The organism is Kribbella sp. NPDC055071 (assembly GCF_053608045.1).
Genome location: NZ_JBSGUS010000036.1, coordinates 25,483 through 38,233 on the forward strand (window position 1 = coordinate 25,483; position 12,751 = coordinate 38,233).

General features: G+C 67.4%; 9 protein-coding genes. 3 read left to right on the forward strand and 6 right to left on the reverse strand.

Annotation, left to right across the window (positions count from 1 at the left end):
* The first annotated feature begins 356 nt into the window (after positions 1–356).
* Complete coding sequence (locus ACWF4Z_RS35810; RefSeq protein WP_452247662.1) at positions 357–1,805, forward strand: hypothetical protein; 1,449 nt, start codon at positions 357–359, stop codon at positions 1,803–1,805.
* Between the two features lie 107 nt (positions 1,806–1,912).
* On the opposite strand, the gene ACWF4Z_RS35815 is transcribed toward ACWF4Z_RS35810, so the two are convergent.
* Together ACWF4Z_RS35815 and ACWF4Z_RS35820 are read right to left on the reverse strand one after the other, a co-directional pair.
* Positions 1,913–3,121, reverse strand: a complete 1,209-nt coding sequence (locus ACWF4Z_RS35815) for a cytochrome P450 (protein WP_452247663.1) — start codon at positions 3,119–3,121, stop codon at positions 1,913–1,915.
* Positions 3,122–3,161: 40 nt separating this feature from the next.
* Entirely contained in the window at positions 3,162–4,286 is a 1,125-nt protein-coding gene (locus ACWF4Z_RS35820; RefSeq protein ID WP_452247664.1) for a Gfo/Idh/MocA family protein, read from the reverse strand.
* Positions 4,287–4,542: 256 nt separating this feature from the next.
* Here ACWF4Z_RS35820 and ACWF4Z_RS35825 point away from each other — a divergent pair, with 256 nt between their 5' ends.
* Positions 4,543–5,565, forward strand: a complete 1,023-nt coding sequence (locus ACWF4Z_RS35825; RefSeq protein WP_452247665.1) for a LacI family DNA-binding transcriptional regulator — start codon at positions 4,543–4,545, stop codon at positions 5,563–5,565.
* Entirely contained in the window at positions 5,566–7,161 is a 1,596-nt protein-coding gene (locus ACWF4Z_RS35830) for an FAD-dependent oxidoreductase (RefSeq protein ID WP_452247666.1), read from the forward strand. It abuts the gene before it with no gap.
* A 6-nt stretch (positions 7,162–7,167) separates the two neighbouring features.
* On the opposite strand, the gene ACWF4Z_RS35835 is transcribed toward ACWF4Z_RS35830, so the two are convergent.
* The 4 genes from ACWF4Z_RS35835 to ACWF4Z_RS35850 are packed head-to-tail and all read right to left on the reverse strand — an operon-like array spanning position 7,168 to position 12,740.
* Positions 7,168–9,240, reverse strand: coding sequence for a hypothetical protein (locus ACWF4Z_RS35835; RefSeq protein ID WP_452247667.1), 2,073 nt, complete (start codon positions 9,238–9,240; stop codon positions 7,168–7,170).
* Between the two features lie 25 nt (positions 9,241–9,265).
* Positions 9,266–10,147 (reverse strand): carbohydrate ABC transporter permease, encoded by an 882-nt coding sequence (locus tag ACWF4Z_RS35840; RefSeq protein WP_452247668.1) that lies wholly within the window; start codon positions 10,145–10,147, stop codon positions 9,266–9,268.
* On the reverse strand, positions 10,141–11,151 hold the full coding sequence (locus ACWF4Z_RS35845) for an ABC transporter permease (protein ID WP_452247669.1): 1,011 nt from the start codon (positions 11,149–11,151) through the stop codon (positions 10,141–10,143). Before ACWF4Z_RS35845 ends, ACWF4Z_RS35840 begins: the two co-directional genes overlap by 7 nt.
* The gene (locus tag ACWF4Z_RS35850) at positions 11,148–12,740 is read right to left on the reverse strand and encodes an extracellular solute-binding protein (protein ID WP_452247670.1); all 1,593 of its coding nucleotides are present in this window, start codon (positions 12,738–12,740) and stop codon (positions 11,148–11,150) included. Before ACWF4Z_RS35850 ends, ACWF4Z_RS35845 begins: the two co-directional genes overlap by 4 nt.
* Positions 12,741–12,751: the final 11 nt, after the last annotated feature.

The following is a 12,751-nucleotide window of genomic DNA, read 5'->3' on the forward strand; positions in this document are numbered from 1 at the left end:
GGAACCAGCCCTGGGTCTGCCTCCACTTTCCCTGGGGACTTCCTGTGAACTTCTCGCCCGACGTTCTCGCCCGGACGAGTACTGCGCAACGTCGTTCCGTACAGCGGCTGTCGATGCCCGAGCAGGTTTCCCTTCACGCGATCACGATTCATCAACTCTGCACGCATTCAGCAGGTGTGAACCGGGATCGGAGTGGGGAGGTTCGAGACGTTTCCGGATTCGCCTCCCCTATCGGGGCCGGGAACCGGTAGCCTCATGCAGCGCCCTCTTGGGACTGTGTCCTTTCGGGGGTTGGGGCCGCCGTACCACAAGCCCGCGAACTGCCGGAGAGCCCAAACCGGTCAGGAGACGACGTCTTGCAGGAGAACACCAGCAACACCAGTACTGGCGAATTGGCGAACGTACCGCTTACCGGTGCTGACAAGGTCGCCTACGCCTTCTACGCCACTGCGGCCGCTGCCGCACTTGTCGGCCAGGTCTGGGCCGGCGTGACCCACATCCCCTGGCCGGAGACCGGCTTCTCGCCGCTCCTCAAGATCATCCTCGTCACCCCTGCGGTCGCCGTGCTCGAGCTCGGTGGTGTTGCCACCGCCGCTCTGGCCGACCTGCGCCGGCGCAAGGGTGAGCAGGCCTACGCCTACCGCGCGATGTCGTTCTTCGCAGCGTTGGTCGCGGTCGTCTTCAACGTGATCGGCCACTGGCGGCCGGAGGAGCGGTTCCTCGCCTTCGGCTTCGGTGGTCTGTCCGCGTTCGCCTATGTGCTCTGGCTGATCCACAGCTCGGCCCGTCGTCGTGACTCGTTGCGTCGCGCCGGGCAGATGCGCGAGACCGGCCCGGTGTACGGCGTGATCCAGTGGGCCTGCGAGCCGCGGGTCACCTGGCTGGCGCGGTCGCTGGCGATCGAGCACGGGTACGGCCTGTACGAGAGCCTGCGTGCGGCCCACCACCAGATCCGGAACAAGTCGCGGCGCGAAGCCATCGCCGGGACCGTTGCCGAGTACATCCGTTCCGAGCACCAGGACGAGCGGTTGGCCAAGATCGCCGAGACGACGTACGACCCGGACCGGTTGGCCGGGATGCTCGAGGAGCGGATCAACTACGAGGTCATCACGAACAAGCTGACCAAGGCGATCTCGCCGCCGCCGGAGCCGTCGGAAGAAGACGACCGTGGCGATCTGCGGGCAGCCGTCTGGGTGCTCGAAGGTGATCAGCGCACGCCGCGCCAGATCCGTGTCGACAGTGGCGTGTCACTGCGCGACGAGGACGCCTGGACCGGCGAACTGATGGCGGTCGACTACCTGCCCTACGACCGCAACCCCGACGAATCCGTCGCCGAGGCGGTCGTGGTCGAGGACGAGGGCGAAGCGCAGCACGTCGTCCAGAACGGCGCCCAGGGCAACGGGTCGGCCAAGGCGCCGAAGCTGCGGCCGTTGGCGCCGCAGCCGAAGGCCGAGCCGCTGGTGCAGAAGCCGCAGGCTCCGTCGCCGTTCGCCGAGCCGGTCGACTCCGAGCCGCCGGCGCTCATCACGACCCCGAAGCCCGAACCGCGCAAGTCGGTCGTGGACGAGTCGGTCGTCGAGAAGCCGGTGATGGAGTCGGTCAAGGTCGAAGAGCCGGCCGCCGAGCCCACCGCCCTCGAAAAGAAGCGAGCCCGAGCCTGGGCCCTCCTCTCCGATTGGCCCGAAGGCCACGAACGCACCGCAAAGAGGCTGGCCGACGCCATCGCCTCCAGCGAGCCCATGGCCGCCCGCTTCATAGAACAGTACGAAGCCGAACACGGCCTGGCCTTCACCTCCCAAAACTGAACGAAGGCCGGGCTCCAGGCCATCACAATCTCCGTGCAGCGGCGGACTCACGCCTGACCTGCACCGGGGGTCCGGATTGTGATGGCCTGGAGATCGGCCCACCCACCTCAGTCGTCGAGCCCGAGGTTCACCGGTAGTTCGGCGAGTCCGCTGACCAGGACGCGCCGCCATGCGAGCTCCTCGGCCGGTTTGGCCAGGCTCATGTGCGGAAAACGGCGTACTAGGGCCAGTAGGGACTCTTGGAGTTCTATTCGGGCCAGTTGGGCGCCTAGGCAGAAGTGGGGGCCGAAGCCGAAGGAGAGGTGTTTGTTGTCTGGGCGGTCCAGCCGCAGCTCGTCGGGGGCGTCGTACGCGCGGGGGTCGCGGTTCGCGGAGTTGAGGGCGGCCATGACGCCTTCGCCGGCTTTGATGTGGATGCCGTGGAGCTCCAGGTCCTCCACGGCGACCCGGAGTTGGCCGACCTCGCTGAAGCGGTTGAACCGTAAGAGCTCTTCGACTGCGGATGGCACCAACGACGGATCGGCGACCAGCTTCGCCCAGTTCTCCGGCCAGCGCAGCAGGGTTGCCACGCAGCTCGAGATCTGATTCGCCGACGTCTCGTGGCCGGCGACCAGCAGGTTCACCCCGAACGAGATCAGCTCGTCCTGGCTGAGCCGATCACCCTCCTCGCGCGCACGGACGAGCTCGTCGAGCAGGTCCTCGGCCGCGCGGTCGCTGTTCGCCAGCTTCTTCGTGACCAGGTCCTCGATGTACGCGATCAGACTGGTCATCGCGTCCTCGACCAGATCCTTCTCGGCCATCTTCATGCTGTACCCGAGCTCGGTCCACTCCCGGAACCGCTCGCGGTCCGCATACGGTACGCCGAGGAGCTGGCAGATCACCTGGATCGGCAACGGCAACGCCACCAACTGCCGGATGTCCGCACCGTCCCCGGCGGCCGCGACATCCGCCGCGAGCTGCGCCGACAACTGCGCGACCCACGGCCGGGTCCGCTCGATCCGCCGGTGCGCGAACGTCGTCGACACCAGCTTGCGCAGCCGGGTGTGCTCCGGCGGGTCGGTCGTGGTCAGGCTGTTCGGCATCGGCTTGGCCAACGCGACCCGCGGCGCTCCCTGCTTGACCACCGCCGCCCGGGAGAACCGCGGGTCCGCGAGCACCATCCGCACGTCGTCGTACCGGGTCACCAACCAGACCTCGGCACCGGCCAACGTCCGCACCCGCGCGACCGGCCGGTTCTCCCGCAACTCGGCGAAGGTCGGCGAAGGATCGAACCGAAACGCGTCCTCGAACGGAATCTGCAACACCGGCTCCGACATACCCCGACCCTAAGCGACTTAGGGCACCCTTCGCTTCACCTCAGCGAGTCGTCGGGACGGCCCACGGCGCGCCGAGCTCGCTGAACAGTGAGAGCGAGTCCGAGGCCCGATCGATCCAGTCTTCGACGTCGAGGACCACCGGATGGCGGTCGGGGCCTTCGCCTTCCCAGCGGATCAGGTCGGACGGAATGACGCGAGGGTCGGGTGCCGTGCGGATCGCTTCGACGACGCGGGTGAAGCCGCCGGTGGCCGCGAGCGGCACATACAGAGGTACGGCGGGATCCGCGCGATGCGCGAGTAGATTCTCCAACAGGTCATGGCGCTCGAGCGTGTGCGAGGTCATGCAGCCACCTTGATGGATCTCGAAGGTGTCCGTCAGGTAGCGCAGCTCCGCGCGCCCCTCGGACCCGTGCACGATCACGACCGGGTCGAGGTGCTCGCTCGCGCACAACGTGACCGCGATCAAGATCGTCGTACCACGAGCCGTGACGATCCGGACGGTCGACGTGTCGTCGGACTCGATGTCGTTGGCGCGGTAGAGCTCGGTCTCGACCGACCGTACGTCGTCAACCCCCGACGACCCATCGAGCAGCAACGCGGCCGCGGTCGAGTGCGCCAACGGGTTCGTCACCGCGCCGTCGACCACGGGCACGCCGTCGAGCACCCGGTGGCCGGCCCACGGCGCGCGCTGGAAGTACTGCGCCGTGCGCACCCACTTGCCCGTCGTACTGATGCCGCGAATCTCACCGAGCCGGCCATCCGCGACCATCGAGGCGAGTTGCAACGTGGCCAACGACGCCTGGGCCTGAAACCCAACCTGACAAGCGCGTCCGGTCTCCGCAGCCACAGCCGACAGCTGCGAGAACTCGGCCAACGACGCCGTCGGTGGCTTCTCCAGCAGTACGTCGGCCCCCGCGCGCATCGCCAACTCCGCCAGCGGCACGTGCGTCTGGATCGGCGTACTGATGATCACCACGTCGACCTTGGTTGCCGCCAGCAGCTCCTCCAGACCGGCGAAAACCTCCACCCCGGCCGGCAGGTCCGACGCCGGTCGAGGATCGGCGACGGCGACCAGCTCGGCCCGACCGCCCAGCCGGAGCACGTTCCGAACGTGGGTGGAGCCGTGCCCGTGGATCCCCACCACGGCCACGCGCGCACCCGTCATCGGCAATCAGTTGCCATCAGCAACATCCTGTGGGCTCCCCGTACTCGGCGTCAGGTACCTGCAGAGGTTCCGGAAACCGTTTCCCTCGGCCGGTCAAGTTAACCTGGGATGCCGGCCGGCCGCAAGAGCCGCTCCGGCGATCAGGATGTCGGTAATAGTAATTCGAATTATCAGCACGAGTCAGAGGCTTGACGACGCTTGCCGAGGCGTTCTACGGTTCCCGGCAATGCGTATTACCGCGCGGAGGATTGGTTCCATGCCGGAGAAGGCGACCACCCGACTCACCCAGCGTGACATCGCGCGGCTGGCGCAGGTCAGCCAGACCACCGTCTCGCTGGTGCTGAACAACCGCAGCGACGCGACGGCACGGATTCCGGCCGAGACCCGCGACCGGGTGCTCAAGGTGATTCGCGAGACCGGCTACCAGGCCGATCCGCTCGCGCGCCGGATGCTCAAGCAGCGCAATCAGATCCTCGGGGTCTTCACGTACGAGTCCGTCTTCCCGAGCGCCAGCGCGGACTTCTATCACCCGTTCCTGGCCGGGATCGAGGATTGCGCCGAGCGGCTCGGGCTCGACCTGCTGTTGTTCACGAGTGCGCCGGTGACGTCCGGTCAACGGCGGATCTTCCATGAGAACAACCGACTCCGGATCGCCGACGGCTGTCTGCTCCTCGGTCGCCACGTCCCGTCCGACGAGTTGGCCCGCCTGATCGCCGAGGGGTATCCGTTCGTCTCGGTCGGCCGTCGCGACGACGCCGGCGGACCCGTCCCGTACGTCGGCGCCGACTACACCACCGCGACCCGGACAGTCGTCGAGCGAGCCCAGTCCCTCGGCCACCGCGCGCTCGCCTTCGCCGGCCCCGGTGTCGGCGCCGAGTCCTCGGCCGACCGGCTCCAGGGGTTCCGTGCGGCCGCCGGCTCACGCGCGGTGCAGCTGCCGGGCAGCGATCCGGCGGCGCTTCTCGACGAGCTGGTCGCGCGGAAGATCACCGCCGTCTTCGTCGAAGAGCGAGCTGACGCCATCGCCCTGCTTGCGGCCGCGGCGGCGCGCGGTATCGACGTACCGACTGAGCTGTCGGTGGTGGCGCTCGGGGATTCGACCCGGCCGGTTGCCAGTGATCGTGAGTTCAGTGGATTCCATGTGCCGCGGCGAGCGATGGGGTTGCGGGCGGTGGAGCTGCTCGAGGCGATCTTGAGCGGCACCGCGACCGAGCGGCAGCTGTTGCTTCCGTGCGAACTGACTGAGGGAACCACACTTACTACGCCCAAAGGTGGCTAAATGCATACAGATGTTCTCGTCGTCGGCGGTGGCCTCGGTGGAGTCGCCGCGGCGCTGGCCGCGTTGCGTGCCGGCCGGTCGGTGATCCTGACCGAGGAGTTCGACTGGCTCGGCGGACAGCTCACCAGCCAGGCGGTCCCGCCGGATGAGCACACCTGGGTCGAGCAGTTCGGCGTCACCGCGTCGTACCGGGCGTTGCGCGACGGGATCCGTGAGTACTACCGCCGCCACTACCCACTGACCGCAGCATCGCGAGCCCAACCACATCTCAACCCGGGCGCTGGCTACGTCTCCAAGCTTTGTCACGAACCGCGCGTGGCCTTGGCTGTGCTTGAAGCGATGCTCGCGCCGTACCGGGCCGGCGGTCGACTGCGGATCCTCCAGCCGTACGTGCCCATTGCTGCGGAGACCGATGGCGATCGGGTGACCGCCGTGACGGTCCGGCACCGCGATACCGACGAGCAGCTGACGGTGTCCGCGCCGTACGTCCTCGATGCGACCGAGACCGGCGAGCTGCTGCCGCTGACAGGCACGGAGTACGTCACCGGCTTCGAGGCGCAGAGTGAGACCGGTGAGCCGAGCGGACCGACCCAGGCGCAACCGATGAACATGCAGGCGGTCTCGTACTGCTTCACGGTCGATCACGTGGACGGCGACCACGTCGGGGACAAGCCGGCCAACTACGCCTTCTGGCGGAACTACCAGCCCTCGTTCTGGGGTGATCGGCTGCTCTCGTGGACAGCACCGAATCCGCGCACGCTGGAGAGTTCGCACCGCTCGTTCACCCCGAACCCTGACGACGATCCGCTCGAGGTGGTCGCGGACCAGCGGCAGAGCGGCGGCGACACGAACCTGTGGACCTTCCGCCGGATCGCGGCCCGTCGGCACTTCCGGCCGGGCGCGTACGCCAGCGACATCTGCCTGGTGAACTGGCCGATGATCGACTACTTCGAGGGCGCGGTCATCGACGTACCGGATGCCGCGAAGCAGCTGGCCGCGGCCAAGGAGTTGGCGCAGTCGGTCTTCTACTGGCTGCAAACCGAAGCGCCTCGCGAGGACGGCGGCGCGGGCTTCCCCGGGCTGCGGTTGCGCGGCGATCTGCTCGGATCCACCGATGGTCTGGCGCAGGCGCCGTACATCCGGGAGTCCAGGCGGATCAAGGCGGAGTACACGATCGTCGAGCAGGACCTCTCGGTCGCGGTGCGCGGTGACCGAGGCGCGGTCGAGTACGACGACAGCGTCGGCATCGGCATGTATCGCATCGACCTGCACCCGTCGACCGGCGGCGACAACTACATCGACGTGGCCAGCAGCCCGTTCCGGATCCCGCTCGGCGCGCTGATCCCGCAACGCGTCGAGAACCTGCTGCCCGCGAACAAGAACCTCGGCACCACCCACATCACCAACGGCTGCTACCGCTTGCACCCGGTCGAGTGGAATGTGGGCGAGGCCGCCGGTGCGCTCGCAGCCTTCTGCCTGGACCGCGGTGTCAGCCCGCGCGCGGTCCGCAACACGGCCGGACTGCTCGCGGAGTTCCAGGCGCGCCTGGTAGCCGATGGCGTCGAGCTCAGCTGGCCCGACGTCACCGGCTACTGAGGCTGATCAGGCCTGGATCTGATAGCCGAACTGGACTGACAGGCCAGACGCGGCTGCGGCTTCGCTGACGCGGACCTGCAGCCGCACGGGCGCGGCCGTCCCGTCGATACCGATCGGCGCGGCCAGCTTGGTCGCTTGCGCCGCGGTGGCGACGGCGATGGCCGTGCCCCCGATCGGGGTGCCGTTCGCCTCGAGCCGGACCTTGCAGGACCCGGCGCCGACCGATCGCGCGATCCGGGTGACGAGAATCGGCCGACCGTCGACGTACAGGAGATCGCTGAAGTCGTACGCGCCGTCGGTCACCGCAGCCGGGAGGCGCAGGGTGAGCCAGCCGTCGGTCTGCTCGACGCCCTTGTTGTTGGTGAAGCGGGCGGGCACGTAGGTCAGGTACGGACCGGTGATGTTGCCGGTGAGTTCGTTGCTAGCGGCAAGTACGTCGGAACTGCGGTTGACGATGCCGTACTCCTGCCGGTTGGTGCCCTCGGAGAGTCCACCGATCGCGTTCCCGGTGATCACCAGCCGGCTGGCCGTCGGGCGGATGTTGATCCCGGAGCCGTTGCGGAAGACCAGACCGCCCGACGTCCACGGATGCGCGAGCGACGCCCCCACCAGGTCGAACGACGTCGCATTCACCACCGCGATCGGCCAGGCCGCGTTGAGCTCAACGGCTCCCCCGACCCCCTGCAGCGTGACGCGATCGTCCGTCTCCCACGTGTGCGGGGCCGCGGTCGTGATCCGCACTCCCGCCGCGGAGGACGCGACTGCGGTGATCGGCTGCGAGAACGACGGATGCGCCAGCCGGCCGTTGTTGCCGATCAGGCAGCCGGTGACCGTGATCCGGGTCGAGCCGATGTCGATCCCGTGCCGGCCGCAGCCGCGGATCACCGAGTTCGCGAACGTCGCCGTACCGATGAAGCCCGAGCTCACCCGGATCGCGTCCGACTCGTTGTCGGCCGAGATGTAGGTGTTGATGAACTGGGCCTGCGCACCGGCTTCCAGCAACACCGGTACGCCGTGACCGTTCTCGAAGCCGCCACCCTCGAAGTAGAGGAACTTCGGGCCGGCGGCTCCGGTGGTGTTGCGCATCCAGATCCCGTGATGACCGAACAGGATCGCGGTCGCGATGAACTTGATCGACCCGCCCTGGCCGTCGATCACCACGTTGTCGACCGTGGGGTTCGCCGTACCGGCGGCGACCGCGCACTGGACGAACTCGACGGGATCGGCCCGGGACACGTCGTTCTGGCCGTTGAGCAGGATCACCTGCTGGCCGGTGAATCCGTTCCAGACGCAGTTGCGGAAGCGGACGGTGTTGGCGCTGCGCAGGATCACGCCGTTGTAGCCGTCCATGAACCGGCAGTCGGAGAAGGACAGCAGATAGTTGTTGATGGCCCCTTCCAACTGGGTCCGGATCATCGCGCCGCCGGTCAGGCTCTCGCCGTGCATCTGCAGGTCGCGGAACCCGCCGCCGTGCACCCCCGAGAGGACGAATCCGTCGAGTGATCCGGTCGCCAGCAGGATCTGCGTACCCGACGTGAACTCGTCGCTCGCGCCGGCGCCTTTGAAGGTCACCGGGACGCGCGTGACGGTAATGGTGTGCTCGAGACGTACGACGCCTGGGCCGATCGTGATCGTCCCGCCGCGGGTGAGCGCGTTGACCGCGCGCTGCAGGGCGGGTGAGTCGTCCACAGTGCCCGCGCCGGTGACGCCGTACCAGGAGAGGTCGATCTCGTTCGCGTACGGGCGTTTCCAGCGTCCGGTCGTCGTACCGGCGACGGCGAAGACCAGGCCGCCGTCGTCGGGCTCGGTGGCGTCGGCGTCCCAGTAGACGACGCCGGCGCCGAGACCCGGGGTGTCGGCGAAGTAGCCGAGCAGCAGGAGCTGCTCGCCGTCGGTGCTGCCAGGGGTGGCGCGGAGGGTCGCAACGGTCGCGGTAGCCGTACTGGCGGTGTGTTTCGTGGCGGCGGCGTGAGCCGGCTGGGTAGCGACGGCGGTGGCGAGGCCGGTGACGCCGAGGACGGACAGGGTACGGCGGCTCACCAGACCGCGACGGGTTGCTGGGGATTCCTCGGAAGGCATTGGCGGACCTTTCTCTCTGAGGAGGTCAGCCCTTCACGGCGCCCAGCACGATGCCCTTGGCGAAGTGCCGTTGCAGGAAGGGGTAGACCAGGCAGATCGGAACGAGCGAGACGACGAGGATCGCCATCTGCAGCGACTGCTGCGGCGGCATCACCTCGCCGGGGAGATCGCCGCCGACGGAGGTGTTGTCGACGACATATGTACGCAGGACCAGCTGGAGCGGCCACTTCTCGGGGGAGTTGATGTAGAGGATCGCGTTGAAGTACGCGTTCCAGTAGCCGACCGCGCTGAACAGGCCGACGACGGCGACGACCGCCTTCGACAAGGGCAGCATCACCCGGGTGAGGATCTGCAGCTCGTTCGCGCCGTCGATCCGCGCGGCGTCGATGATCTCGGCCGGTACGTCGAGGAAGAAGGCGCGGACGATGATGATCTGGAACGCACTGGTCAGGCCGGGCAGGATCAACGCCCAGTAGGAGTCGATCAGCCCGAGCTCCTTGATCAGCAGGTAGTTCGGGATGATGCCCGCGCTGAACAACAACGTGAACAGCACCAGGAAGAGCAACGGACGCTGACCCCACGAACCAGGCCGGGACAGCGAGTAGGCGATCGACACCACCACGACGATCGAGAGCCCGGACCCGATCACGGTGAGCAGGATCGACACGATCGTCGCGCGGGTGACCACGCCACCCCGGAAGATCGCCTCGTACGCCGCGATCGACGGATCATGCGGGAACAGGACGTATCCCCCGGAGCTGGTGATCTGCTGCTGGTCGGCCAACGAGGTCGAGATGACGGCGAGGAACGGCACGATCACGAGCGCACAGGCGAAGATCAGTACGACGCCCTTCGCGCCACGCATCGGTTTGCTGGGCGGCGCCGTACCGCTGATCAGGGCTACCACTTCGCGTACACCCCTCTTTCGCCGAACAGATGGGCGACTTTGTTGGCGCCGAGCACGAGGATCGTGCCGATCAGGCCCTTCACCAGGCCGACCGCGGCGGCCACACCCCATGCGCCACCGACGATGCCGTGGTTGTAGACGTACGTATCGAGCACTTCCGATGCATCGAGTCCGACTGGGCCTTGTTGCAGGAAGATCTGCTCGAAGCCGACCGACAGGACGTCGCCGAGCCGAAGGATCAGCAGCAGGACGATCACCGGCCGGATCGCCGGCAGGGTGACGTGCCAGAGCTGCCGCAGCCGGCCGCCGCCGTCGACGGCAACGGATTCGTAGAGCTGGGTGTCGACGCGAGACATCGCGGCCAGGAAGATGATCGTGCTCCAGCCGGCGTCCTTCCAGATCACCTGCGCGGTGATGAGCGGGATGAACAGGTTCGGGTTCCCGATGATGCTCAGGATCGGCAGGTCGTGGACGCGGGCCCAGGTGTTGTAGAGACCGGCGTTCCCGAGCATGTGCTGGAAGATCGCGACGACGATCACCCAGGACATGAAGTGCGGCAGGTACAGGATCGACTGCGCGATCCGCTTGAGCCGCTCACTCAGCAGCGAGTTGAGCAGCAGCGCGAGCGCGATCGGCACCGGGAAGACGAGGACGAGCTGCACGCACGAGATCACCAGCGTGTTGACGAGGGCGTTGACGAAATCCGGATCGCCGTCGATCACCACTCGGAAGTTGTCCAGACCCACCCACGGCGCTTCCGTGATGCCGAGATAGGGCTGGTAGTCCTTGAACGCGATCACGTTCCCCAGCAGTGGGATGTAGTGGAACAGGACCAGCAGCACGATCCCGGGCAGGCCGATCAGCAGAAGAAACCGATCGCGCCGGAATCTCTGCCACCCCGACAGCGTGTTCTTCTTCGGGGGTTTGCTGGTGTCGTAGACCTGTGCGCCCGCCTGGTTGTAGGTGGGCGACAGGTCGACTTTGGGTCGTTCCCGGGTGCTCACTGGTTCGCGTACTCTTCGCGGATCTTGTCGCCGCCGCGCTTCTTCCAGGTGGCGACGGCGTCGTCCCACGAGCTCAGGGGTTTGCGGCCGGAGATGATGTCGAGCTCGGCGGCGTTGATGAGCTTGTCGAGCTCGTCGGACTTGCTGATCGAGGTCGCGGAGTAGAGCGCGGCACCGGGATTCGCGAGCAGGTTCGGGACGATCTTCTCCTGGTACGCACGTTGCACGCGCACGCGCTGTTCGTTCGACGGGCCGAGGATGTGCGGCGCGTCCGCGACGTACTCGAGCGGGAGGCTGACCTGGGTCTTGCCGACCGACGTCCGTTCGGGCTTGTCGTCCTTCCAGGTGTAGTGGACGCCCTCGACACCGAACCGGCGGAACATGTACTCGCTCGTCCCGAGCGGCGCGGCCAGCCAGTCGCAGATCCTCAGCATCTGCTTGACCCGGTCGTCGCCCGCCTTCTTGAACGCGGTCAGCGCGAAGATCGCGGCGCCCTCGCGCTGCACGGGCTTGCCACCGTCGAAGCCGGGCACGGGCATTCCGCCGACGTCGACGCCGTACGTGTCGGCCATCAGGTCCCAGGCGGCGTACCCGTCGGCGTTCAGGGCGACCGTGCCGTTGCCGAAGAGGTCACGCAGGTTCAGCTTGCCGCCGAGCGAGTCGGGGTGGAAGACGCCGGCCTTGTAGAGCTCGGCCGTCCGGGCGACGGCCTCCTTGCGCTCCGGGACCTCCAGCTCGGAGACGAACTTGCCGCCGTCGAGCTTCCAGACATTCGGTACGCCGAGCATGTTGCCGATGAACGTGCTCACACCCTTGTTGGCCCCGAACGCCCAGTGGTTGCCCTTGGCATCGGTCAGGCCCTTCGCCACCTCGACGAACTCGGCGTAGCTGGCCGGCTCCGGGTTCAGCGAGCGCGCCTTGATCAGGTCGACGCGGCTGAACAGGATCGTGCCGATCACCGACCGCGCGATCGGAATCGCGTGGATTCCGCCCTTGTACATGGTCGGGAACCACGACTCGGTCGGCAGGTTCGCCAGGAACTGATAGTCCTTGATCGCTGCCCCGGACAGGTGCGAGGTCAGATCGGCGCAGAGCTTGCTCAGCATCTCGCCGCGGTTGGGGAACTTCGACGCGATCATCATGATGTCCGGCAGGTCACCACCGGCGACCACCGTCGACAGCTTGCTGACGTAGTCCGCGGCCGGGGTCATCGTGATGTCGAGGTTCGCGCCGACGCGGTCGTTCAGCGCTTTCCAGTACGCGTTGCTGCCGACACCGGGCGGGGCCGGATTGAACATGTTGGTGAGGATCTTGACGTCGCCGGCGCCAGCGCCGGGCTTGTCCTGGTACGCGTCGACCAGCTTCCGCGGGTACTTGAAGAACGCGGGCATGACGCCCTTCGCCGTCCCCGCAAGATCCGGCTTGACCAGGCCGTAGGGCACATACTCGGGCGGCGTCGCCTTCGCGGCCGCCTGCGCCGCCGAGCCCGGGTCGTCGGATCCACCGCAGCCCGCCAGCACGGTCCCGGAGGTTGCCGCGAGCAACGAGACGCCGCTCAGCGTGAGGAACTGCCGCCTGTTGGACTGCATGGCTTTTCTCC

Excerpts from the sequence above, each read along its gene's own strand:
- ACWF4Z_RS35815 (WP_452247663.1), bottom strand. The coding sequence starts at position 3,121 with ATGTCGGAGCCGGTGTTGCAGATTCCGTTCGAGGACGCGTTTCGGTTC.
- ACWF4Z_RS35820 (WP_452247664.1), bottom strand. The coding sequence starts at position 4,286 with ATGACGGGTGCGCGCGTGGCCGTGGTGGGGATCCACGGGCACGGCTCC.
- ACWF4Z_RS35825 (WP_452247665.1), top strand. The coding sequence starts at position 4,543 with ATGCCGGAGAAGGCGACCACCCGACTCACCCAGCGTGACATCGCGCGG.
- ACWF4Z_RS35830 (WP_452247666.1), top strand. The coding sequence starts at position 5,566 with ATGCATACAGATGTTCTCGTCGTCGGCGGTGGCCTCGGTGGAGTCGCC.
- ACWF4Z_RS35835 (WP_452247667.1), bottom strand. The coding sequence starts at position 9,240 with ATGCCTTCCGAGGAATCCCCAGCAACCCGTCGCGGTCTGGTGAGCCGC.
- ACWF4Z_RS35850 (WP_452247670.1), bottom strand. The coding sequence starts at position 12,740 with ATGCAGTCCAACAGGCGGCAGTTCCTCACGCTGAGCGGCGTCTCGTTG.